This is a genomic window from Acinetobacter sp. YH12236 (assembly GCF_013417645.1).
Classification (GTDB): Bacteria; Pseudomonadota; Gammaproteobacteria; order Pseudomonadales; family Moraxellaceae; genus Acinetobacter.
On the sequence record NZ_VPDM01000001.1, the window covers coordinates 74,258 to 98,916 of the forward strand.

25 protein-coding genes are annotated in these 24,659 nt (G+C 43.5%); 12 read left to right on the forward strand and 13 right to left on the reverse strand.

Annotated elements, in window-relative coordinates:
- Positions 1-239: 239 nt before the first annotated feature.
- Positions 240-494, reverse strand: coding sequence for a hypothetical protein (locus FTV14_RS00355; protein WP_004784941.1), 255 nt, complete (start codon positions 492-494; stop codon positions 240-242).
- Between the two features lie 393 nt (positions 495-887).
- On the opposite strand from FTV14_RS00355, the gene FTV14_RS00360 reads away from it, so the two are divergent.
- The 5 genes from FTV14_RS00360 to FTV14_RS00380 all read left to right on the forward strand — a co-directional run bounded on the left by FTV14_RS00360 (position 888) and on the right by FTV14_RS00380 (position 5,674).
- Positions 888-1,892 (forward strand): GTP-binding protein, encoded by a 1,005-nt coding sequence (locus FTV14_RS00360; protein WP_180010566.1) that lies wholly within the window; start codon positions 888-890, stop codon positions 1,890-1,892.
- Positions 1,893-1,992: 100 nt separating this feature from the next.
- Positions 1,993-2,523 (forward strand): YaeQ family protein, encoded by a 531-nt coding sequence (locus FTV14_RS00365; RefSeq protein WP_103799664.1) that lies wholly within the window; start codon positions 1,993-1,995, stop codon positions 2,521-2,523.
- 89 nt (positions 2,524-2,612) lie between these two features.
- On the forward strand, positions 2,613-3,236 hold the full coding sequence (locus FTV14_RS00370; protein ID WP_103799665.1) for an MgtC/SapB family protein: 624 nt from the start codon (positions 2,613-2,615) through the stop codon (positions 3,234-3,236).
- An 80-nt stretch (positions 3,237-3,316) separates the two neighbouring features.
- Positions 3,317-3,655 carry an FKBP-type peptidyl-prolyl cis-trans isomerase gene (locus FTV14_RS00375; protein WP_159123393.1) on the forward strand — a complete coding sequence of 113 codons (339 nt, stop codon included), beginning with the start codon at positions 3,317-3,319 and terminating at the stop codon, positions 3,653-3,655.
- Between the two features lie 231 nt (positions 3,656-3,886).
- Positions 3,887-5,674, forward strand: coding sequence for a diguanylate cyclase (locus FTV14_RS00380; RefSeq protein WP_257218385.1), 1,788 nt, complete (start codon positions 3,887-3,889; stop codon positions 5,672-5,674).
- 13 nt (positions 5,675-5,687) lie between these two features.
- Here FTV14_RS00380 and FTV14_RS00385 read toward each other — a convergent pair whose 3' ends face one another.
- A complete protein-coding gene (locus FTV14_RS00385; RefSeq protein ID WP_180010725.1) occupies positions 5,688-6,134 on the reverse strand; it encodes a GNAT family N-acetyltransferase in 447 nt (148 codons plus the stop codon).
- A 390-nt stretch (positions 6,135-6,524) separates the two neighbouring features.
- Between FTV14_RS00385 and FTV14_RS00390 the strand changes: the two genes are divergently transcribed.
- Entirely contained in the window at positions 6,525-7,010 is a 486-nt protein-coding gene (locus FTV14_RS00390; protein ID WP_180010727.1) for a hypothetical protein, read from the forward strand.
- 34 nt (positions 7,011-7,044) lie between these two features.
- On the opposite strand, the gene FTV14_RS00395 is transcribed toward FTV14_RS00390, so the two are convergent.
- A complete protein-coding gene (locus FTV14_RS00395; RefSeq protein WP_180010578.1) occupies positions 7,045-7,926 on the reverse strand; it encodes an alpha/beta fold hydrolase in 882 nt (293 codons plus the stop codon).
- 157 nt (positions 7,927-8,083) lie between these two features.
- Between FTV14_RS00395 and FTV14_RS00400 the strand changes: the two genes are divergently transcribed.
- Together FTV14_RS00400 and FTV14_RS00405 are read left to right on the forward strand one after the other, a co-directional pair.
- Positions 8,084-8,356 carry a hypothetical protein gene (locus tag FTV14_RS00400; protein WP_004784921.1) on the forward strand — a complete coding sequence of 91 codons (273 nt, stop codon included), beginning with the start codon at positions 8,084-8,086 and terminating at the stop codon, positions 8,354-8,356.
- A gap of 138 nt (positions 8,357-8,494) precedes the next feature.
- On the forward strand, positions 8,495-8,992 hold the full coding sequence (locus FTV14_RS00405) for a DUF2505 family protein (protein ID WP_159123396.1): 498 nt from the start codon (positions 8,495-8,497) through the stop codon (positions 8,990-8,992).
- A 53-nt stretch (positions 8,993-9,045) separates the two neighbouring features.
- Here the strand turns inward: FTV14_RS00405 and FTV14_RS00410 are convergent, their stop codons facing one another.
- Complete coding sequence (locus FTV14_RS00410; protein WP_180010580.1) at positions 9,046-10,323, reverse strand: MFS transporter; 1,278 nt, start codon at positions 10,321-10,323, stop codon at positions 9,046-9,048.
- Between the two features lie 317 nt (positions 10,324-10,640).
- On the opposite strand from FTV14_RS00410, the gene def reads away from it, so the two are divergent.
- The gene (gene def, locus FTV14_RS00415; RefSeq protein WP_180010582.1) at positions 10,641-11,129 is read left to right on the forward strand and encodes a peptide deformylase; all 489 of its coding nucleotides are present in this window, start codon (positions 10,641-10,643) and stop codon (positions 11,127-11,129) included.
- Here def and FTV14_RS00420 read toward each other — a convergent pair whose 3' ends face one another.
- The 9 genes from FTV14_RS00420 to sdsA form a co-directional block, all read right to left on the reverse strand.
- A complete protein-coding gene (locus FTV14_RS00420) occupies positions 11,130-11,567 on the reverse strand; it encodes a YbjQ family protein (RefSeq protein ID WP_159123399.1) in 438 nt (145 codons plus the stop codon).
- Positions 11,568-11,570: 3 nt separating this feature from the next.
- Positions 11,571-11,927, reverse strand: coding sequence for a YbjQ family protein (locus FTV14_RS00425; RefSeq protein ID WP_004784911.1), 357 nt, complete (start codon positions 11,925-11,927; stop codon positions 11,571-11,573).
- Positions 11,928-11,984: 57 nt separating this feature from the next.
- Entirely contained in the window at positions 11,985-12,782 is a 798-nt protein-coding gene (locus tag FTV14_RS00430) for an RsiV family protein (RefSeq protein ID WP_159123400.1), read from the reverse strand.
- Positions 12,783-12,919: 137 nt separating this feature from the next.
- The gene (adeK, locus tag FTV14_RS00435; RefSeq protein ID WP_103799675.1) at positions 12,920-14,386 is read right to left on the reverse strand and encodes a multidrug efflux RND transporter AdeIJK outer membrane channel subunit AdeK; all 1,467 of its coding nucleotides are present in this window, start codon (positions 14,384-14,386) and stop codon (positions 12,920-12,922) included.
- Between the two features lie 5 nt (positions 14,387-14,391).
- Positions 14,392-17,562 carry an efflux RND transporter permease subunit gene (locus FTV14_RS00440; RefSeq protein ID WP_159123402.1) on the reverse strand — a complete coding sequence of 1,057 codons (3,171 nt, stop codon included), beginning with the start codon at positions 17,560-17,562 and terminating at the stop codon, positions 14,392-14,394.
- A 13-nt stretch (positions 17,563-17,575) separates the two neighbouring features.
- Positions 17,576-18,847 (reverse strand): efflux RND transporter periplasmic adaptor subunit, encoded by a 1,272-nt coding sequence (locus tag FTV14_RS00445; RefSeq protein WP_179992619.1) that lies wholly within the window; start codon positions 18,845-18,847, stop codon positions 17,576-17,578.
- Positions 18,848-18,882: 35 nt separating this feature from the next.
- The gene (locus FTV14_RS00450; protein ID WP_159123404.1) at positions 18,883-19,485 is read right to left on the reverse strand and encodes a phosphatase PAP2 family protein; all 603 of its coding nucleotides are present in this window, start codon (positions 19,483-19,485) and stop codon (positions 18,883-18,885) included.
- A gap of 159 nt (positions 19,486-19,644) precedes the next feature.
- On the reverse strand, positions 19,645-21,687 hold the full coding sequence (locus FTV14_RS00455; RefSeq protein WP_159123405.1) for a site-specific recombinase: 2,043 nt from the start codon (positions 21,685-21,687) through the stop codon (positions 19,645-19,647).
- Between the two features lie 15 nt (positions 21,688-21,702).
- Entirely contained in the window at positions 21,703-22,680 is a 978-nt protein-coding gene (sdsA, locus tag FTV14_RS00460) for an All-trans-nonaprenyl-diphosphate synthase (RefSeq protein WP_004784900.1), read from the reverse strand.
- A gap of 444 nt (positions 22,681-23,124) precedes the next feature.
- On the opposite strand from sdsA, the gene rplU reads away from it, so the two are divergent.
- The 3 genes from rplU (at position 23,125) to lolA (ending at position 24,650) form a co-directional block, all read left to right on the forward strand.
- Positions 23,125-23,436, forward strand: coding sequence for a 50S ribosomal protein L21 (gene rplU, locus FTV14_RS00465; protein ID WP_004784898.1), 312 nt, complete (start codon positions 23,125-23,127; stop codon positions 23,434-23,436).
- A 19-nt stretch (positions 23,437-23,455) separates the two neighbouring features.
- Entirely contained in the window at positions 23,456-23,710 is a 255-nt protein-coding gene (rpmA, locus tag FTV14_RS00470; protein ID WP_004784896.1) for a 50S ribosomal protein L27, read from the forward strand.
- A gap of 247 nt (positions 23,711-23,957) precedes the next feature.
- Positions 23,958-24,650, forward strand: coding sequence for an outer membrane lipoprotein chaperone LolA (gene lolA, locus FTV14_RS00475; protein WP_004784895.1), 693 nt, complete (start codon positions 23,958-23,960; stop codon positions 24,648-24,650).
- Positions 24,651-24,659 lie beyond the last annotated feature (9 nt).

A 24,659-nucleotide genomic window follows, 5' to 3' on the forward strand; every position in this document is an offset into this window, starting at 1 on the left:
TATCAAAAAGATTTAGTTGAAAAGAATTTTATTTTAATAAGTTATTGATAATAAATAATAATATTTAAATTTATTCATAAGATGAATGAATCCTATGATCATTTCTGGCTATAGTGAATAGCCTATAAGGTATAAAAAAGCTGAATCACGCAGTTGCATGATTCAGCCTTAGTCTACATCCGGCAGCATAGGTCAAACCTACTGGAGATTTACTGCACGAGATGTTGCTTTAAACCTGATTAACGAGTCGATGTCGACTTAGTCGTTTTTTTACCATCTTTGTCTTCTGTAGCAGCTTCAGACGCAGCAGGCTGGTCAGCAGGTCCAGCTGTGGTTACATTTGGATTTGGGTTATTCGTTGCAGGAAGTTCCTGAGTTGTCACAGTGACTTTCTGTTCCTCAGTGGTCTTCGTGTCAGTGGTGTTGTTTGCTGCAAAACTGGTAGCTGCGGCTGCAGTAAGCGTTGTTGCAAGTAAGATTTGTGTATATTTCATGTTGAGCATCCTTTTTATTACATTTATAAACTGCCGAATGACCATCACATCAATCCGGCAGGAAGTCATCCTAAGCATGAAAATTTTATGGAGCAAAGCAATTAACAAAAGCCGCACGAAGCTGTTAACCAAGCAAATACAATCATTGGAAATTTGTTTTCTTCTGTTAAATGTATAGGAAATTGTTAGCTGGAAATGTGTGTAAATATTTCAAATATAGCGTTTAAGTGAACTAGTTAACGGTTAAAAAGTACTTACTACAGACTGTTATTTTTATTTGAACCGAGATAAATAGAATCTAATCATCCAAGAATGAACATTTTTGCAAGAGTCCAGTGTTCTATAATAGTCAGGTTTACTCATTCTAATTCTATCTTTGAGAGAGAATCAATTTTGAAAGTTCTTGCCGCTCAGCAGCCTATTCCTGTACACATCATTTCCGGATTCTTGGGTGCTGGTAAAACCACTTTATTAAAATATTTACTGAGCCAGAAACCGGAGCAAGAAGTCTGGGCTGTGCTGATGAATGAGTTTGGTCAGATTGGCGTCGACCAGCAATTACTGCCTCAGGATCAGGGCTATGCAGTGAAAGAATTGCTGGGCGGCTGTTTATGTTGTAGCAGTCAGTTGCCAATGCAGATTGCTTTATCCCGGCTATTGTCAGAAACCAAACCGGACCGGCTATTTATTGAACCTACAGGACTCGGACATCCCGGGCAACTGCTGGAACAGCTCACCGAACCGCATTGGCAGAGTCATTTGAAAATGCAGGCTCTGGTCACGGTAGTCGATGGTTCACGTTTACATGATCGGGACTGGACGCATCAGAACCTGTATGCGGATCAGCTGAAAGTTGCCAATATCGTGGTTATTTCCCATGCTGATTTGATGACTGAAACTGATCATGCTGCTTTAACTGAACTCAAGTCTGAGTATCAGCCATATGCCCAGCACTGGCTGATGATAGAAAACGGACAGCTGGATATTGAGCAAATCAAACAGGATTATCAGGGTGCTTCACGTCAGATTCAGCCACTGCTCAAGCAACAGCGCCAAGTGTTGGGAGAGGTGCCGGCTGTCGTACATCAGTTGCCTTATCATTATGTTGAAAGTGCACAAGGCTATCAGGTGGCAGGTTGGAAATTGCCAAAACGCTGGCAGTTTGATTTTTATGATCTGCTGGATCTGCTTTGTGAGCAGCAGGATTGGCTCAGAATCAAAGGGATTTTTAATACCAATCAGGGCTGGAAAAGCTTTAATTTCAATCCTGATCAGTTTAATTATCAGTCTGCCGAAGAAGGCATTGATAACCGGGTAGAAGTGATTTACCAGACCTCACGTGACTGGCTGGAGTTTGAAACTGCTTTAATGCAATGCCGGATTGAGCAGGAAAAATAGCTTCGAATCTGTGTATAGAAAATAGCTAGATAAGACGAAATCTGTCCAGCAAAAAATCAATAAATCTTATATGCTAGGCGCCAAATTTGAGGATTGTATTATGGCGTTAAAAGCGACAATTTATAAGGCAGATTTGAACGTTGCCGATATGGATACCCATCGTTATGAAGACTATCAGTTGACGATGGCACTACATCCTTCGGAAACCATTGAACGTCTGATGGTACGTATTCTGGCTTATGCACGTTTTGCTGGCGAAGCGCTTGAATTTACCAAGGATCTGTTTGAGACTGATGAGCCAGCGCTGTGGGAAAAAGACCTGACTGGCCAATTATTGAAATGGATCGAAGTGGGTTGTCCTGACGAAGATAAAGTCAAAAAAGCCAGCGCACGTTGCAAACAGGTCGCAGTAGTTGCTTATGGTTCTTCAGTTGATGAATGGTATAAACGTAATTCCAAACTGAAAACGCTGTCGAATGTTGAGGTCTGGAAAATCTCGACCGCCAGCACTGAAGCGGTACAACAGTTATGTGAACGTACCATGCAGCTGCAACTGAATGTCATGGATGGCGAATGGACCTTGATCGGTGATCAGGCCCAAGCTGTAATTGAATGGGAACAGTTACAATAACAGCCAATAAGGATGCAAGTCTCGGCTTGTATCCTGATTCAGAAATTGCGTATACCTGACAATAATAAAAATGAAACAGGGATAAATATATGCATCCGGATCTTTATCGTTTGCTCATTGCCCTCGGTATTGGTGCAATTATTGGTGCAGAACGCGAATATCGCAGTAAGTCTGCCGGTTTGCGGACTATGATCATGGTCAGTCTGAGTTCCTGCTTGTTCACGATTATGTCAATCAAAATTGGTCTGGATAGTCAGGATAGGATTGCAGCCAATATCCTTACTGGCTTGGGCTTTGTTGGTGCGGGAGTTATCTTTAAAGATGAAAACCGGATTTCAGGCATTACGACAGCGACAACCATCTGGATGACAGCAGCACTGGGCATGGCAGCTGGCGCGGGTTATGAATGGCTGAGTCTGTTTGCTACTTTTATTGTATTAATCGTGCTGATTTTTCTGATCTATGTCCAAGAGGGAATAGAAACTTTAAGTCAGGCACGAACCTACCGAATTATCTGTCCTTATCAACGTAAAACCTTAGAGCAATACGAAGAATTATTTAAAACTTATAATATGAAAGTCGTTCGCAGTGTGCAGCATAAAACGGAACACCGTATTAGTGGACGCTGGATTTTAATTGGCTCCGCCGAAAATCATAAAAAATTGACTAACTATTTACTGAATGATTCAAATATCCAGGAACTCAGCTTTTAATCCTTTAAGCCTCAAAGCTAAAGGAATTCTGTCTAATCCCGTTTATACTATGCGTATTTGCCAGAGAAAGGATATTGGTCATGACCAAAGAGCTAGAAATTATTGATTTGAAAGTGGGTGAAGGTAAAGAAGCGGTTAAGGGCGCGCTTATTACGACTCACTATACTGGCTGGCTAGAAGATGGCACCAAGTTTGACTCATCACTGGATCGTGGTAACTATTTTGAAACCGTGATTGGCACTGGCCGTGTGATCAAGGGCTGGGATCAAGGGATTATCGGTATGAAAGTGGGCGGTAAGCGTAAACTAATTGTGCCTGCTCATTTGGCTTATGGTGAACGTAAAATGGGGAATATCATCCCGGCCAATTCAAACCTGATTTTTGAAATCGAACTGTATGATGTTAAAACACGTGATTGATTCACTGAAATAAGCTTCATTCATTGTGATGAGTGAATGTTGAACGGGTGAAGTCATAGCTAGATGGACTTCATCCGATGAGCTACAAAAAAAGCTTTGCACTCCCTGCTATTCGACGTAGATTATAAGAAGAATAAAGCACTTTTCAGGAAAATACTGTCTTTGCAAAACATGATAAGGAATGTCTATTCTGTAATATTGATTTGGAGCATTAGCTGGGTCCTATTAGTGATGATTCCAGTTTTCGCCCAGGCATCTCTTGAATCTTCCTCTGTCACGCAGCACAGTCAACCGCATATTTCCGAAATTCACTTTACTGAAGATCATAGTAGCCAATTGCCCCAAAATTGGCAGTTTTATCCAAACCAGTTTATTACTGAACCAAGTTCCGTACTTACTCCGCAAGAGGTTCAATTACCCGCTTCATTTAAAGACCTGACCGGTTCAAATATTGGCTATGGAACCTTTATCGGACATTTCAAAATTCCATCAGAATTTATCGGACGTCGGATCGCCGTGCATATTCCGGCTGAATATGGTGCCTATCGAATCTATATCGATGGAAAATTTATTCTGCGGCATGGGGAAATTGCGAAAACAGCGGAAGAGCAGAGAAATGAAAGGGCTCCTCGAATCGGTTATTTTGTTCCTGAGAGTGAATATTTCACCATGAGTATTCAGGCCTCAAACTATACCCATCTGCATGGCGGGATTGAACAGCCTATACGCATTGGAACAGCCGGAACTATTAACCGTCAGTATCAGCAGCTTATGATGAGCATCAGTATAGTCTGTGGACTGGTGCTTGGGGTGGGTTTTTTTACGATTCTTTTTTCAATGTTTCGGGGTTCAACAGAACGCAATAGCAAAAGTATTTTTATCTTTGGCTTGTTCATTATTTTTCTGGCCCTGCATAACTTTTTTGCAGCGCCGTATGCCTATTCGATCGTGACTAAGCTCGGTTGGCTATGGGGAACACGCCTAGAATATCTGTTCACTTTCCTGGCGATTCTATTTTTCCTCAGTTATATGTACCTGTTTAATCAGCGCTATTTGCATCGATTTATTTATAGTGTTGCCGCAGGACTTTTACTACTGAACTGTGTCGTAACCCTGTTGATCGATCCGGAAAATTTTCAACGTCTGGCCTTGTATAGTGCGATTTTCGGGATAGTCGTGGTGGTCAATTTTATCTATGGCTTTTATCAGACTTTACATCATAAAGACAATTATTCGCGCTTGACTCTCTATGCGGTCATTTTTCTATGCCTGACCTTTATAAATGACTATTTATTGCTGATCAATGTGATTGAAAGTGTGCATCTGTCTTTTATCTCGACCAGTCTGTATGCTGTGATCATCATGTTTCAGCAGTCGCAAAATTATGCCCATCAAACCTATGCGACAGAGCAGTTGAATATGAATCTGAAAGAGTTAAATAATTCACTCGATCAGAAAGTCAAAGCACGTACCGAGCAATTACGTGAACTGAATGCCAAACTCGAACATCAGGTGAATATTGATGCTTTGACGGGTGCCTTTAACCGCCGTGCTTTAAATGACCAAATCCAGCAGCAGTTTTTATACTGTCAGCAACATCCACACAGTACACTGATTTTTGCCATGCTCGATGTCGACTATTTTAAAAACTACAATGATTATTATGGGCACTTAAAAGGAGATGAAATTTTACAGAATCTGGTCAAGGTCATTCAGACGGTACTCCCCGAATCCGCGTATTTAGCCCGTTATGGTGGAGAAGAATTTGCGATTCTACTTACTGATGTACCTGTCCAGCCAGCATTTCAATCTCTGGAAAAAGTCTTAATCAAGATTCGCGAACAGCAATTTGAACATTTAAATCGCACAGATGATAAATCCTATGTCACGGTCAGTATGGGCATTTCCTGGATGGATCAAACACATCCATATCCAGATATTCATGCACTGATGAAAGCGGCAGATGTACAGTTATATGCGGCTAAGCAGGCAGGGCGAGATCAACTTAAAATGACATAAAAAAGTTTTAATTTTAAAAAGCGTATTTATATAAATGATAATTTTCTTCATTTTCCGATTGAGGATTCGGTGAGAAAAATCCATTTTTTTGATAATAACTTAAAGCTGTTTGAGTCGATTGGACTTTAATTTTATGGATATTTTTACGCACTAAGGATTTGTGCATCTGATCAAAAAGCTGGGTGCCAACCCCGAGTCGCTGGAAACGTGCAGCCACATAGTGCATCAGGATTTCTCCAGTGTCACTGACCAGCAAAAAGCCGACAATCTGATCATTCAAAATATACACCCAACAGTCGTTATAAAGCATTTCCACAATTAACTGGGCGTGATTAAACTGCTCCAGCCAGCGCTGGATCACGCTGTCTTCACGTTGATGATCCAAAATACAGGATTGAATACTGTCGTGGATGACCTGAATTATTTGAGGTATATCTTGAATCTTCCCTTCACGAATCATAATTTTATTCATTTACTCGACCATAAAGAGGGACCTTTTATTTGAAGGAAAATGCTCAGAAAAACAAATACCAATCGTGTAGCTTTTTGAGTGCATTTGCTAAAGAACCAAGAGTTGATGATCGATTCTGTAGTGATTTGTCTGATTTATTTATCTTGATCAATATTGGCCTTCTGGTTTAATTCTAATTTTTAACAAGATTTTAGACTATCATTTCAAATTGAATAATGGGAAATAAGGCTCAACCGAAGAAAAAATCCAAGAAGATCTAAAAAAATCCTCATGTTTGCTGTACAAAAAATAGACTTGTGTTAAGTTAAAAGAAGATCGCCAAATCAGGAATTGGCAGACCGTGATAAAAATAAAATTAACCACACGAGATGATCAATGATTCTTAAATTCCTGATTTTTTCATGTCTAGCCCTGATAATTTATGCGATGTGGTTTATCGGCATGAAAATCTATAAAACCCAGCGTTATGTAAAAAGTAAACGTGTCAAAAAAGCGGACCCGATTTCCAGGAATGCTGAAGAGAATCAATCTGATTCTCAGGAAACCTTGCATGTGGTCGATGCCTATGAGCTGGAACTGTTTGATGACGTGGCGCAATTATTTTTCCAACATCAGGTTCAGATTCAGGATCGCAATGAAGCAGAGCAGTTACAGCAGGAATTGCTCCGTAAGATGCCGATGCATACCGGTACACAAATCCGTCAGATGGATTTAGGCGAATGGTCAATTTTCTGGAATTTTTATGACCAGTCACTGGAGTATTATGTCGGCCGTTATGGGGTATTTTATGCCCATGTCGACCGTTTCGGCGAGGAACACCGTCAGGAAATCCGAACCAATGTTCAACAGGCACGTTATGCTTAAGCAGCTAAATGCTTAAATGCTCTAGAAACTAAAATCAAGCTGCATATTTGAGTTGATGTAATTCGCTGAACTTGGTAAGCACTTCATCCCAGAGCTGTTCTGCGCCCTGACGGAAATAACCCATATGTCCCATATGCTTGAGTCCATAATCAGCTGCCTGAATATTGATATAATGCAACGGAGCCTGACGATAATGTTGCATAAAGGCTTGTCTGGATTCAGGTAAGGCCCAGGCATCATCAAGCGCGGCTACGGCATAAATAGGTGTTTTTACCGCGGCATAATGGGCATGCAGGTCTTTCAGTTCAGGATCGGCAAAGAAATAGGTCGGATTTTTACACCATTTGCGCCACTGACGATAAACATCACGTGGCAAGTCAGCGCCCATATTTAAACGGTTCCATGGCAAATAACCTGTCACTGCCACCATCGGTGGGAAAACAATATTCCAGATTACCTGAACCTTGATTCTTTCAGTTAAAGGCATATAACCATGCCAGCCAGCACCAGTGCCAAAGCAGTACATTGCTTCAATGCGATCATGATATTTGCTTAATCCCAAGGCCTGTCCGCCATAGGAATGGCCAATCATATAGATGTCCAGACCGGTTTGGCTGAGATAATCAATCGCAGCGCTGAGATCATATTGCCCCCAGTCCAGATAGGACATCTTAAAATTCTTTAACCGTTTAGGTGCAGAATCAGCCACCCCGCGATAATCAAAAGTCAGTACCTGAAAACCTGCATGTGCTGCATAATCGGCAAAGCGCCGGTAAAAAGCTTGGGGAACACCTGTCGCACAGGCGATGACAATATTGGCTTTGGCATATTCACTGCGGTAAAGCTTGCCGGTTAAGGTATAGCCATCTTCTGCCAAAAACTGCACGGTTTCAACCTGAACTTTTCCTTGTTGCATACTGGATATCCTTATACGTGGATTGAATCAGGGGAGGTGAATCTATATTATTTTTAATCTGATCTAAGCCATGATGTCAAAACTCACGAGTCGTAAATGACATCTATGCTTACCTATATGGCATGTAATCGCCTCATACAAAAGGAAGGGCTGCCTCATGCTGATTGATTTTCATCAGGCACAATTACAGAAATTTATGGCTTTAGCGACTCAGGTTGAAGCAGAACCGGAACACTATTTACAGTTTGATTCCGTTTCTGATTTTTATAAGGCCAGCTGGTTAAAGAAATTTCCTGCGGGTACGGTCTGGTATGCTTCCGGCCTAGATGATGGGGCAGAAGAATTTCATGCGGTCATTGAGTATCGTGAAGTTCAGCTTTTACTCAGCTGTGGACCCTGTATATCTGCAAAAATTGCCTGGAAACATTGACCTCAATGCCAATTTTTCTCAATAAAAAAATAATGACAGCCGATGTAAAATTGACTTAAATAGCTTATCTTCTCTGTCAGATGATTCATTTGACTTAATTTGAGTCCATAACCCCTAATAAAAATAAGGAAAATAGATATGGCCCACCAGTTTACCGTAAATGCAATTATTCGCGGTGTTTCGATTGATGAATTTAAACGTCTGGCAAATGACATCAGTTTGCATGAAGCGGTTTGTCATCGGATCCCTGCTCAAAATATGGAAATTCTGGTTTCAGAAAAGCAGGGACACCTGTATACCCTGAAACGTGCCTACAATCTGGATGTCAAAATCCCAGATATTGCCAAAAAACTGCTAAAAGATGCATTTCGCTTGCAACGTACCGATGTCAGCAATTTAGAAGAAATGACTTCTGTTGTGGAACTAGGTGCCAATCTGCCAATTGAAGCCAAATGTCAGCGTGCCGTTACAGGTGATGAACAGCAGATCCAGTTCCAGTTAAACTGGACGGTGAATGTGAAAGTGCCTTTGGTCGGTGGCATGCTAGAAAAACATGCCGAAGGTGAAATCCGTAAGTTCAGTGAAATCGAGATCAGCATCGTGGAAGATGAGCTACGCAAGAATCTGACAGCTTAAGCTCGTATTTTTACGATTAGAAAAAGAGCCTTTGAGTCAGGCTCTTTTTTATTTTAGGCTGTTTTTTCAAATTTGCTGCGGTAAAGCAGGGCAGTGAATAGGGTCACTAGACACACAGTCCAGATATAGTACAGGGCACCAATATTACTATACAGGCTCAACCATTGCACCAGTGGCAAGGTGATTCCACCTGCAATCGCATAGGCCAGATTATAGGAAAATGAAATTCCGCTGAAACGGATTTGTGCCGGGAACATTTTCACCATGCTATAGGACACCATGCCCACGGTTCCTGAGCTTAGACCGAGCAACATGTAAAGCATGAACACCGTTGACGCTTCAACATGACCCAGACTGTGATAAAAAATCCCGGCCATTGCCGCGACAAAAATAGAGCCAAGTAAAATGACCTTGCCTGCACCGAAACGGTCAGCCAGTACACCCGCAATAATGCAACCGAGCATTTGCATCAGGATCGCAGCACTTTGCATTTTGAATGCATCAGCACGTTCGAAGCCAAAACTAGCCCCCAGCAGATTCGGCATCGCCAGAATCAAGACCACCACACAGCCGGTCAGGAACCAGGTAAATAACATCCCGATGCCTACAGCAGTTTTGTGGCTTAACAGCACTTGCTTGACCGGTAATTCTTTAGAAAGCTCTTTTCGAGCTTGCATGGCTTTAAAAACTGGAGTTTCTTTCAAATAACTGCGCAGGTAAAGGGCAATAAAACCGAAAATCCCACCCAGAATGAATGGAACGCGCCAAGCCCAGTCTTTGATTTCCGCTTCAGTGAACTGAAGTGAAATAAATAACGACATTAGGGCACCAAGTAGAATCCCGAGCGATAGGCCGGCAGTCAGCAAACCATTGGCAATCCCAATTCGGCGTTCTGGCACATGCTCTGACACAAAGGTCCAGGCAGCCGGAATTTCACCGCCAATCGCAATACCTTGAATAACACGCATCAATAGTAGCAGTAATGGTGCAGCATAACCAATACTTTCAAAGGTTGGCATGATCCCGATCATGAGGGTCGGTAGCGCCATCAGCAAGATGGATAGACTGAATAGACGTTTACGACCGATCAGATCCCCAAAATGTGCCATCACCACACCACCGAGTGGGCGGAAGAAATAGCCTGCAGCAAAGATGCCATAGGTATTCAGCATGGCCCAAAATGGACTCAGGGTACTTGGAAAGAACAGTTCGGAAATTAGTTTGGCGTAGAACACATAAATGACAAAATCATAGAATTCCAGTGCGCCACCTAGGGACGATAGTCCGAGGGTGCGTTTATCAGCACGGCTCAGATAGGGTTGTGCATTCATGTGGTCGTTCCATTATTTAATATCCATGACTTGAATGCTGATTTTAAAGAAGGGTTATTTTCTTGAATAATCAATCTTTCTTTGTTTAATCTAAACTAAAAGTTATTAAAATTTGAACGAACGAAATTATTTGGAATATTTTGATTAATTATTTTCCTGTTAAGTGAAGTTTTTAAGGCAACCATAAGCTGGATTTCGACATACTACTTAAAACACAGCTTATCTTTTTTAGACGTATTTATTCATTTTAGTATGATGTTCATTCTGTAATTTTCCCTCTAAGATAGAGTTAAATGAAAAAAATACAGGATAGCGCGATGACAAATACCTTGGCGGTGGCACAGCAAGGTGAGGCCATTTTAACCCTAATTGCCAGTCCGGTCACACAGGCTGAATTTGACAGTGACTGGTTGCGGCAATTTAACAGCGCCTTGATGGAGACCATGCAACAACGTCAGGGCGTGGGCATTGCAGCACCGCAGGTTTATGTCTCTAAACGCATTATTATTGTCGCATCACGGCCCAATTTACGTTATCCAGACGCGCCGTATATGGAAGCTGTGACCATGATCAATCCGGAGATTATCAGTACTTCAGCTACACAAGTATTGGGTGAGGAAGGCTGTTTAAGTGTGCCCGAGCAAAGAGGGAGGGTAGTTCGAGCAGAAGAGATTCAGGTACGTTATTTTACGTTAGAGGGAAATGAAATGGTTCAAGTGTTCAAAGGCTTTCCGGCACGAATTGTACAGCACGAAATTGACCACCTGAATGGAATTCTATTTGTAGAGAAGCTTGCAGAAGCATAATTACTTGGTCTGAATTGCAGTGCCATAAGCAAAGACTTCAACCATACCGCCTTGCATGCCAAGTTCAGTCGTACTGAGGCGGATTCCCATAATCTGGTCAGCGCCCATTTTTTCTGCTTCCAGTTTTAACCGTACTATAGCTTCACGTCGTGCCCGTTCAACGACACTCTCATAACTGGTCAAACGACCACCTAACATGTTTTGCACATTAGCAATCGCATATTTAAAGTAATCATGTGAAATGACCACATTGCTGCTGATCATATGACCGGGGAATGTAGATTCGTTAAAACGGCTATTATTGACCCGGATATAAGCTAAACGCTGTTCCTGCTCATCCAGATATTGCAGATGCTTGCGCTCGTTATAGCGACCAAAACCGAAACCCACGCTGAACAGAATGGCAAAAATGACAATCTGTATAATCAATCCGTCCATGCATTAGTTCGCCTGTGGAAATGGATCAGGCAGTTTAGGCATGACTGGATCAGCGATGACTGCTGTGCCATAAACAAACAGTTCAGAAGCACCTTGGGCAATATTTGAGGTAGAAAAACGAATACCCACAATCGCATTGGCACCCATACTGCGAGCTTTTTCAATCATCCGGTTCATGGCTTCCTGACGGGATTCTTCCAGTAATTCGGTATAAGCGGTCAACTCGCCGCCGACAATATTTTTCAGGCCGGCCAGCAAATCACGTCCAACATGCTTACTGCGCACAGTACTGCCATAGACCACATCGATTTGCTGGCGAATGGTATGTCCCGGTACAGATTCCAGATTGCTTAGTAACATTCATATCCCTAAATTAGAAAAAATACTTTGATTATTATTACACTTAAAATAGATAGTTTAGTCATTATAAATTTCTTCAGATGACTCAGGCAGCTGGGGTAAATACTTTGTTTGGATCACCCCTTGAGCTGACCAATAGGGAAGTTCAAGTTCAGTAATACCTTCTGCATAAGAAGCCAATTCATACAATGGATAGACAAATACAATTCCATTGGCATTGAAATAGAAATTATCACTTACTTCAAATGCATTTTGCTCAATATGATGTTGTTCAAGCCACTCACGATTATGTTCGTAAAGTTCAGTTTTGAGTTTTTCTTTGCTTGCAGGTGCCAAAATATCATTCAGGCTTAAACGCTGCTTGGTATTGAGATCAAAAATAACGTAGTCACTATGATGCATACCATGTGCAGCGCCTGCTGGGTAATATTCGGAAAAGTATGTAAAGTTTGCGATATTGTAATGCTGACCGATATAACGTACAGCAGTGGTACTGTAGTTGGTTGATGGCATTTCAGGATCAAGAGTGACCTCTACAGCAGGTGATTTGTCGAAAGCTTCAGCATGGTCTTTTTGTAAACGCTCCAAAAAATATTGGTTTAACCAATTTACATTCGTTTTCACTGTTTGCAGATGATATTTAGTGCAACTGGCAAACTCATCCTCACTGGCTGGATGGCATACTTCATTTTTACTGAGCTGTACACGTTCAGTTTTAGCCTTAATCAACGGTAAGCTTTCTTTTTCAGCGACGGTTTCCGCTGTTGGTTCAGGTTTTGAATCTACTGTATTTTTTTGTTGGCATGCGGTTAAGAAAATTGAACTTACCAAGGCAGATAACAATATTTTTTTCATCGATTTACATTTTATAAAGTGTTAAGTCTCATCCAATTGAGTATACAGATTTCTTGATTCAATAAAATATATCGGCTATTGGACCAACGTATAAAAAAAGCCCACCGAAGTGAGCTTTTCTGAAAAAGAGATTAAGCTTATTTTGCCTGTTCGGCACGACGCTGTTCGGTCACAGACGGGCGATACGGTACGGTGTCTGAAGTGTTAACTTTCAAACCACCACCAAGACTCTTGTACAGCTCAACCTGGCTGTTCAGATTCGCCTGTTCAAGTAATAACAAACCTTGTTCCGCTGCATATGAAGCACGTTGTGCATCCAGTACAGTCAGATAGCTGTCAATACCGGCACGGAAACGTGCTAGAGACAGGCGGTAAGTCGTGTTAGTCGCATCAACCAGACGGCGTTGAGCAGCAATACGGTCACCAATATTCTGACGTACCGCCAGGGCATCATTCACTTCACGGAATGCAGTCTGAATGGATTTTTCATAATCTGACAGCGCAATTTGCTGATCTGTTTCAGAAATACGAATATTGGCCTGACGTGTACCCCAATCGAAAATTGGAATATCCAGACTTGGGCCTATAGACCACGCAAAACTGCCAGATTTGAACAGATCACCCAGATCCGCAGATGCAAAACCTGCAGAACCCGTCAGACTGATGGTTGGGTACAGACGTGCACGGGCAGCCCCAATATTGGCACCTGCCGCAGACAGACGGTATTCAGCTGCACGTACATCCGGACGGTTAATCAGCAGGTCACTTGGTAAGCCTGCACCTAGGGCCGCATTAGAGGTAATGCGGGTAACACGTTGTGCCGGTAACAGGTTGGCCGGTACGGGTTGACCTACAAGCAGATTTAACAAGTTTTGTGCCTGAGCCACCTGGGTGCGATAGTTGGCAACATCATTACGTGCAGTTTCAACAGAAATCTGTGCCTGACGTACTGGAAGTTCGCTATCGATCCCCACATCAAAACGTTTCTTGTTCAGGTTGTAAGATTCAAGCTGGGCTTTCAGCGTTTGCTCAGCCAGCGCCAGATTGGCATTGGCAAATGAGTAACTCAGCCATGCTTGGGCCACCTGACCGATCAGAGAAATCTGAGTCGCATCACGCGCACTTTGAGTCGCCAGATAAGTATCCAGTGCATTGTCACGCAAGCTACGCACACGACCCCAGAAATCCAGCTCAAATGCAGTTACGCCTAGACCGACATTATAAGTCGTTACAGCGCCACGGCTTTGCGGGTTGTTACTGCCAGTATCCTGACGTAACACGCTGCCGCTCGCACCAATGGTTGGCAGGCGGTCATTTTCAGAAATCTGATAAGCCTGTTGGGCACGCTGAATGTTTAATGCGGCAGTACGCAAATCACGGTTATTGGTCAATGCCAAGTCCAGTACCTGTAACAGGCGCTGGTCAGCAAAGAATTCTTTATAACCCTGTTCTGCTACAGAAGTACCTGAAGCATTGGTATAACTGCTTGGGATATTTGCCTCTGCAACGGGCTCTGGGCCACGCATGCTTTGACATGCAGTCAAAGCAAGCGCGAGGGCAGATACCGCAATGCTACGACCTGTAATAGACCATATATTTTGCATTACGACTAGTACTCCTGATTTTGTTGTTTTGGTTTGTATTTAAAGATACTTCGAATCCACACGTAGAATACAGGAATAAAGAAGATACCTAAAAGCGTCGAACTGATTACACCACCGAGGACACCGTAACCGACAGAGTGCTGGCTACCCGCACCGGCACCTGAAGCAAGTGCTAGTGGAAGTACACCAAAACCGAAGGCAAGGGTGGTCATGATAATTGGACGTAAACGCATTTTTGCCGCATGCAGGGTCGCATCAAACAACTCTTCGCCCTGTTCCTGCAGCTCTTTGGCGAACTCCACAATCAAGATTGCGTTTTTCGCAGAAAGACCAATTACGGCGATAATCGCTACCTGGAAGTAGATGTTATTCGACAGGTTCGGGTCTTTAAACAGAATCATACCGCCAAAGGTCAATAGTAATGCACCCACGATACCTAGTGGTACAACCAGAAGAACCGAGAATGGAATTGACCAGCTTTCATACAATGCAGCCAGACATAGGAACACGATCAACAGTGAAAGCGCGTACAAGAATGGTGCTTGTGCGCCAGACTCACGTTCTTCCAGAGACAGACCAGTCCATTCATAGTCGAAACCTTGCATGCCCATTTCAGGAAGCTTGGCAATGATTTCTTCCATTGCGCGCATTGCATCACCTGAGCTCACACCCGGTGCTGGTGTACCCTGAATGTTCATCGCAGATACGCCGTTATAGCGTTCCAGACGAGGCGAACCATAGGTCCATTCGCCGGTTGCGAATGCCGAGAACGGAACCATTTCGCCACGGTTGTTACGAACATACCACTGGTTCAGGTCTTCCGGCATCATACGAGAGCTGGCTTCACCCTGAACGTACACTTTTTTCACACGACCACGGTCAAGGAAGTCGTTAATGTACGAACCACCCCACGCCATGCTCATGGTGCTGTTAATTTCAGAAATGCTGACACCTAAAGCACCGGCTTGTGCATGATCGACAATCACACGGTACTGCGGGTTATCTTCCTGACCATTTGGACGGACACCTGCAAGACGTTTGTCTTGTGCAGCCAGACCCAGAACAGTATTACGCGCTGCTAAAAGTTGCTCATGGCTTTGACCACTTGCTGCTTTTAACTGCATGTTAAAGCCGGCAGACACACCCAGTTCAGGCATCGCTGGCAATTGTAACGGCATGATGTAAGACGCATCTTTCACAATCATGTTCAGTGCCATACCACGTTGGATAATTGCACCGACCTGTGATTCTGGTGTGGTACGTTCAGACCAGTCTTTTAGTTTAATAAATGCCAGACCAGCGTTTTGACCTACACCTGTGAATGAGAAACCAGCCACACTGAAGACAGATTGGACATGATCTTTTTCATTTTCCAGGAAGTAACCGGTCATGGTATTGATGACCTTATCGGTACGTTCTAGGGTTGCATTTGGTGGCAACTGTACCAGCGTCATCACGACACCTTGGTCTTCATCAGGTAAGAATGAAGAAGGAAGTTTCTGGAAGATCAGCACAATAATCCCGATCACCACCGCATAGATGATACCGGAGAAAATCTTGTGGTGGGTCATACGATTGACACCGCCCTGATATTTCACAGAAACACGGTCAAAGCTATGGTTAAACCAGCGGAAGAAACGCGCAGCCGGGTTGTTGCTTTGCGGCTTGTTCGGATCATGCTGTTTCAGAATGGTCGCACACAGGGCAGGGGTAAAGGTTAAGGCCACCACCAGAGACAGAACCATTGCTGTGACCAGCGTGATTGAGAACTGGCGATAGATAACCCCTGTAGAACCACCAAAGAATGCCATTGGTACGAATACTGCAGACAGTACAGAGGTAATACCGATCAGCGCACCAGAGATCTGTTTCATCGACTTTGCAGTCGCGCTCACAGGATCAAGATGCTCTTCAGCCATGACACGTTCAACGTTTTCAACCACAACGATCGCATCATCGACTAACAGACCAATTGCAAGAACCATCGCAAACATGGTCAAGGTATTGATCGAGAAGCCGAAGATATTAATGATTGCAAAAGTACCTAATACAACCACTGGAACGGCCATGGTTGGAATAATCGTTGCACGCCAGTTCTGCAAGAACAGGAACATTACGATGAAGACCAGAATGACCGCTTCAATGAGAGTATGAACCACCGATTCAATCGATAACTGAATGAATGGTGTGGTATCAAATGCCAGTGTATCTACCATCCCTTGAGGATAGTTCGGACGTAACTGTTTTAAACGCTCTTCAACTGCTTCAGCGGTATCCAGCGCATTGGCACCAGTTGCAAGTTTAATCGCAACACCGCCAGCTGGTTTACCGTTAAATTTAGAATCAAACTGGTAGTTGTCTGCACCCAGTTCTACACGTGCGACATCGCCCAGACGGACTTGAGCACCTGAAGTGGTATTTTTCAAGAAGATGTTTTCGAACTGTTCAGGTGTTTGCAGCAGACTTTGCGCATTCACCGTCGCATTCAGCACCTGACCTTCAATCTGTGGCGCACCACCTAATTGACCGACAGCCACCTGAGCGTTCTGGGTACGGATTGCCTGAGCCACATCACTTGGAGTCACTTGCAGACTAGCCATTTTGGCTGGATCCAGCCAGATACGCATTGCATAAGAACCACCAAAGACCTGAACTTCACCAACCCCGGCCACACGGCTTAAAGGTTCAGAAATATTTGAGTTCACATAGTCTTTAATGTCATCTGCAGTCAGGCTGCCATCAGGCGAATAGAAAGCTAATACCTGAAGGAAGCTGGCACCAGATTTGGTAACACGTACACCCTGACGTTGTACATCATCAGGCAAAAGTGCAGTCGCTGACTGTAACTTGTTTTGTACCTGTACCTGTGCGATATCAGGATCGACACCCTGTTCAAAGTTTAAGGCGATGGATGCCTGACCGTTACCGGCACTGTTCGAAGAAATATAACGCAAGCCATCCAGACCGTTCATCTGCTGCTCGATGATCTGCGTTACTGTATTTTCTACAGTCGCTGCAGATGCACCCGGATAAGTCGCAGAAATGGTGACTGTCGGTGGCGCGATCGTCGGATATTGAGCAATTGGCATTTTGCTGATGGTCAAAATACCCGCCAGCATAATTACCAATGCAATCACCCATGCAAAAATCGGGCGATGGATAAAGAATTGAGCCATGAACCATTACTCCTTATGCATTTGCAGCAGGTTTTTGTTCAGGTTGTTTCTTTGCATCATCTGCCTTTTTTGCATCTGCTGCAGGTTGCTGTGCAGCTGGTTGAGCAGCACCTTGTGGGGCAGCCGCTTGAGGTTGATAAGGTTTAGGCACCACTTGCTGTTCAGGTTTTACCTTAGCAATACCGTCAACAATCACTTTATCACCCGGATTAAGACCTTCGGTTACGATCCAGTTGCTGCCTTGAGTCCCGACTGTCGTTACTGGACGTGGAGTCACTTTATTATCAGCACCCACCAGCATCGCCATGGCTTGACCAGTAGGCGTACGGGTTAACGCCGCTTGTGGAATCATGAAGGCATTTGGAATTTCACCCTGTACGATTTGCGCTGTGGCAAACATACCTGGCAGAAGTAAATGGTTCTTGTTCGGGAATACTGCACGTAAAGTCACAGTACCTGTTTCAGGGTTCACGCTGGCATCCGAGAATGCAAGACGGCCTTCGACAGGGTAGATGCTGCCATCTTCAAGCTTTAACTTCACTTTGGTGTTGTTTGAGCTGTTGAGGTTGCCTTTGCTTAGCTGTTGACGCAGGCGCAGCAGTTCAGCACTGGATTGGTTGATATCTACATAGATTGGATCTAGACGCTGAATCGTAACCAGTGGTTCTGTCTGATTTGCAGTCACTAACGCACCCGCCGTAATCGAAGAACGGTTAGTTTGACCAGAAATCGGGGCACGTACGGTTGAATAGCCCAGGTTGATTTCAGCATTACGTAAAGTTGCACGGTTTGCATTCAAATCAGCTTCAGCCAGTTTGACCTGTGCTGCAATGTCATCGTATTCCTGTTTAGAAATGGCATTGGTACCGACCAGTTGACGGTAACGGCCTTCTTTAACACGCAATACACCTAGATTCGCTTCAGCACGGGCAATCGCAGCACGAGCATTATCGACAGTAGTACGGTTAGTGCTTGAATCGATTTCATACAGTGCCTGACCTTCACGGACATAGCTACCTTCAGTGAATAAGCGTTTAAGCACCACACCACTAGCCTGTGGACGTACTTCAGAAATCTCAAATGCTGTTGTACGACCTGAGAGCTCTACAGACTGCTCGACACTTTGTGGCTGTGCAACAAGAATACCGACTTCAGTCGGTGGCATTTGCTGCTGAGCACCAGCTTGCTGGCCCTCTTTAGGATCTTTGCTACAACCAACAAGTGCAAGACTTGTTGCTAATGCGCAAGCAGTCAGGGCGGGTGCCCAAAGCTTTGCAGACATCATTGTTCCACCTCAATTGGATTCTTATCTAAATTTTTTTATTTGTGAGCCGTGCAATATCTGATCCAGACCATATACCACAACGAAATCCAAATAAAACTTATACTCCAGCCGGATATGACATCTGAAGGAAAATGTACACCTAGATAAACTCTTGAAATACCCATAATCAGCATCCATGCACCTGCACCCATCCAGATGATGGTATGTCGGGGATGTTGCCGATATATGAATATTGCCAGACAGCCGAGACAGGCTGCATAGACGCTATGGGCACTCGGGAAGGAGCTTCCATAGCTTTCAACCAGATGAAAAGACTCTGCTGGTCGAGGTCGGGCAATACTGAATTTTAAAAGCCAGCCTAGGAGAATTCCTCCGATAATTCCGATACATATAAAAATTACGCTTGCATACTTTTTATACCACAGTAGAAAAATACACCATAGTGTGGATAAAAATAATACAAATGGCATGCCACCTATCACTGATAAGGACTGATTAATTTGATTTAAAAATTCTGTGCGATAGCCGCTAATCCATTCTATTGCAAGCACATCTAACTGGCTTAAAGTTGCAATATCAAGAAATAACACACTGAAAATTAAAAATAAAATTCCGACAATAAGTAACAAGTAATGCATGCCAAAAATCCTTGTCCTTTTAACCGTTATTCAACCGGTTAACTGTCTGCGCTAAAGTGTACTTGCCAGTACACTTTTTTTCAAGAGTGCGTATTTTATGCAAATTCCATTTTTTATTTATGGGATTTTGTACCTAAATGCCCAAATATTCTCGCAATTTTACAGTTTTGTGGATGTATGATTTTCGTCAATTTCAATGGTTTGCTTCGGCGGCCAGAAAAACTCACTTGGGCGAGTAAGAAAGTGGGTCATGACCAGTTTAGCGAGCGGTTTCCATTGTTCGAAACGCACCCGTCGTGCGCGTAATGCCACAATAATGGTCAGGCTAAAACTTACAAAAAGGTTAGTCAGGCCAATCAGCAGAACACCCAAGAAAGAGATAATGATGAGTCCAATATCTGGACCATTGATATTGATCAGTCCTTGGATAAAGTTGGCAGAGGCAAAGGCAATATGACGAATATCTAAAGGCAGACCGAGAATGAAACCGATGGTACCCATACTGCCCAGCATAACCCCAAAAATAAAATTACCCGCCAGTGCACCCAGATTACGTTCAATATAATCGGCAAATCGATGTAAACGTTCTTGTCCCATCAGTTGCGACAGGCGCACATGAGCTCTCAGACGAGGACCAACCTTCCGATACACTGCCATATTATCGAAATAACCGGCTAATAGGCCTGACAGGAACAAACATACTCCAGCCACTGCTGCATGAGGAATTGCCAAAGAAGTAAATGGATTCAGGTCATATAAGGTTTTAGCTGCTTTGGCATGCGTCATTAATGGCTCATGTAGGGCAAACTCCCACATCAGGGCAATCAGTGCTGCAACCGGGATTGCGATTGAAATGTTCCCAAGAATCGCGACAAACTGGGTCCGAATGATATTCACAATCAGTGCAGCCAGTTCAGCAATCTGGGCGGTTTTCGAACCCTTACGCTGTTGTACGGTAGAAGCCAGTGCAGCTGCGGTCATCGCCGGCTGTTTGGTTGCAACGGTAAAGTGCAGCACATGAATGAGCATAAAACCGAGCGAATAGTTCATGCTATAGCTAAAGGCTTGCATTAAAGGTGCCATGGTGACACGCGCCATTAAAACTTTCAGCGAAGCCATAAAAGCAATGATGACACCGGCACCGGCTGCCGATTTGTACATGGCCAGAAAGCCTTGCTTGTCGGTACTTACGTAATGTTCACCAGTCTTACTGGCATTTTCAGTTACCTGCAAAGCCAGGAGTTCACTATTGGTAGTCAGTAAGGCACGTACACTGCGTTCGCTATAAATCGCTTCGGTAATATCTGCGATAAACAGACCAATGGACTGGTAACGCAGGTCATCGTCATCCAGCACCATATTCAGCAGGATTTCAATCCGTTCCAGACACTGTTCCAGCAAGGCCAGCATATAGGTCAGGCTGACACTGACCCCAATCCGTTTGGTAGAGCGGCGAATTTTGGCAACAACATCATGACACTGCTCCAGCATCACCAGGGCTTGCGAGGCATCTGGCGGTGTAATCGCATCCACCAGTTCTACAGTGTTATAGCGTTTTTTATATTCCTGGATAAATTCAATAATCTCACGGTTTTGCACCAGAAAAGGTGATTCATATTCCATGAGCTCAGGCTGGGCATTGATAAATTCAGGATGCAAACCGATCCCACTCACGCGGTAGGACAGAATGGTTAGTGCTTTAATGATCTGATCTTTGATTCGGGTTTTTTCTACCTGATTAGAATGACCCTGATTCACAACAGCAAAAAGTCGCTGCCAATCCGCTTCATCAAAATAATCCAGCCAGTATTTATCGGTGCGTAAATAGAAAATTTTGCGGAACAATTCCTGAAGCTGCAGATGATCTGGAATCACCGGCAGGATATGCGCTCCGATTCGCTGATTCAGCTGGTTCCAGAAACCATCCAAAGAAAGAATCCCGGTATCGGAAAACAGGCTGGCTTGTTTATAACGATTGATAACTCTTAAAGTGAAACTTTGTAAGGTTAAGACTGCATTGGGAGTGAGCAGTAAAGCCCGGATAAATGCATTAAATTTTGTTTCGATTTCTTCTGTATTTCTGCTGTCTTCTGGGCGTATACGTTCTACAAGTTGGATGAGCAGATTCTCATCCAGCACCGCTTGTGGTTGTTCAAGCTGGTGCTGCATGCTTTGAAAAATATCAAGAAAATTAATATGCATAGGCGAGGTAAGCGGCTATTGAATCCGGTGAAGAGCCAGTTTGGCTAGATTAACGAGGGCCTGACGATACTCTGAATCGGGTAGTGCATTCAAGGCTTGAATTGCAATTTCTGTTTCTTCAGTTGCACGCTGGCGGCAATAATCCAAGGCGCCAGAATCATTTACGATCTTGATGACTTCTGCCAAATGATCTGTTCCGCCCGTTGCAATACTGCGACGGATAATTTCATGTGATTCACCTGTAGTATTCTTCATGGCAGCAATCAATGGCAGGGTCGGTTTGCCTTCCATCAGGTCATCACCGATGTTTTTACCTAGGGTTTCAGCATCAGATGTATAGTCCAGAATGTCATCAATAATCTGGAAAGCATTACCGAAGTGACCGGCGAATTTACGTAACGGTTCACGGAACTCAGTCTTGTCGGAAAGAATAGCGGCACCTTCGGTCGCCAGTTCAAACAGGCGAGAAGTCTTGCCATGAATAATGCTCAAATAGGTTTCTTCTGAGGTTTCTGGCTGATGTTGCGATTGCAGTTGCAGAACTTCGCCTTCGGCAATTTCGCAGGTACCCGTAGAGAAGTCTTTGAGCAGGGTCATATTGTTAAGGTCGACCAACAAATCAAAGGCACGCGAAATTAGGAAATCACCCACTAGCACAGCTGTCTGATTGTTCCAGGTGGCATTAGCGGTTGGACGGCCACGGCGTAAGCCTGACTCATCCACAACATCATCATGAACTAGAGTTGCCGTATGCAACATTTCGATAATGGCGGCCAGTTTGCGATGTTGTTCCAGTTCTACGGCACCACAGGCTTTTGCTGCCAACAGGCACATGATGGGGCGCATACGCTTGCCGCCAGCTTCAACCACATGCTTGCTGACCGCCATCACCAGCGCTACTTTTGAGGTAATTCCTTCGTTAATGAATGTGTCCATCGCAGCAAAGTCGTTAGCAACAGGAGCGAGAATATCTTGCTTAAAGTCGATGGCCATGTGAAAGAAAACCTCTAGTTTGGTAAATCGCAGCGGGTAGTTTAACAATTTATAACATGAGTGAAAGCTAAGAAAAGCACAAACTCCACTAAAAATCAGCTTTTTATAGCACTTCTTTGAGTTTAGCCTAAATTTTGACATTTAAAAAATGAACAATATCTTTCCGCTAAAGTTTTTTTCTAAACATTCTCAGGCAGCTGGAAAACTCGGAATTGAGCAGCGTTTTTTGGTCAGTATATCCGGTATTAATCTTTGATTTTGAATGAATAATTTAATGATTTATAGGCTTTGTAATGGAGTTCATGATTATTTCCTTAAAATGGCTTGTTGTTTCTTATAATATCCCTTAAAATCTTTGCCCTTGTATAACCCCCAGTGGCGCGCGTTTTAAGATCGATATATTCCTTTATCGGCACGTCGACACGGGCATGTTTGGAGTACATTATGTACGCAGTAATCCAAAGCGGTGGTAAACAGCACCGTGTAGTTGAGGGTGAAACCCTTAAAGTTGAATTATTGAAAGCTGAAACTGGTTCAACAATTACGTTTGATGACGTACTTATGCTTGTAAACGGTGATAGCATTCAAATCGGTGCTCCAGTTGTAGCTGGCGCTAAAGTAACTGCAGAAGTAGTTAGCCATGGTCGTCACGACAAAATCCGCATCATCAAAATGCGTCGTCGTAAGCACTACCGTAAACAACAAGGTCACCGTCAATGGTTCACTGAGTTGAAAATTACTGGTATCTCAGGCTAATTACTAGGAGTAAATAGACATGGCAACTAAAAAAGCCGGTGGTTCGACTAAGAACGGTCGTGATTCGAATCCTAAGATGTTAGGTGTTAAAGTTTACGGTGGCCAAACTGTAACTGCAGGTAACATCATCGTTCGTCAACGTGGTACTGAATTCCACGCTGGTCAAAACGTAGGTATGGGCCGTGACCATACATTATTTGCTACTGCTGATGGCGTAGTAAAATTCGAAGTGAAAGGTCAATTTGGCCGTCGCTACGTATCTGTTGAAGCATAATTTGCTGAAATAGAAAAAAGACCCACAGTTTCTGTGGGTTTTTTTATGCATGAAGATTTATCGGCTTATAAAGCTGTGACAGCGAATGTAAATATCACTATTGAATCTTCATCATGATGAATAAAAACAGGAATTCTGCATTAATAACAATACAAAACTTCTTATTTTCTATCATCTTAGTTCGAGAAATTGGTTTAATATGAGCCATTAGATAAATAGCAATATGCAAATACAAAAAGGTGAGATTATGAGTATGCTTCGTAAAACTGTATGTGCCATAACAATCGGTACGGCGACACTGGCACCTGTCATGAGCACGACTGTATTTGCCGCAACTGCAGCGACGGAGCAGCAAGCTACTGCGAATCTGGTGAAACAGCTCAGCAATATCCGTAGCTTAACTGCAAATTTTGAACAAACCACTAAAGTCACGAATCCGAAAGCGACCCAGAAAAAAGGCTTAACCGCCCAGCACATGAACCAGACCTTTAAAGGTGTGATGAAGGTGGCGCGTCCAGGTAAATTCTACTGGGAAACTTCTAGTCCATCTAAACAGACCATTGCCACTACAGGTAAAACCGTATGGATCTATGATCCAGACTTGCAGCAAGCAGTGCGTCAGAGTCTAGACGATCAAGTGGCAAATACACCGGCATTATTATTGTCCGGCAATACCAGCCAGATTATGCAATCTTATCGCGTAACTCAGCCGAATAAAGCTAAAACCTATTACACGCTTTATCCGAAAAATACCGATGGGGTGTTTGAAAGCCTGACTATTAGTTTTGGTGCGAACAAAGCGCCTAGCTTGATGATTTTGCAAGATTCCTTAGGCCAGACTACGAATATTAAATTTAGTAATGTAAAACTGAATACCACGATTCCGGCATCTACGTTTAACTTTACTCCGCCAAAGGGCACAGACATTATTGATCAGTAAGCATCAATA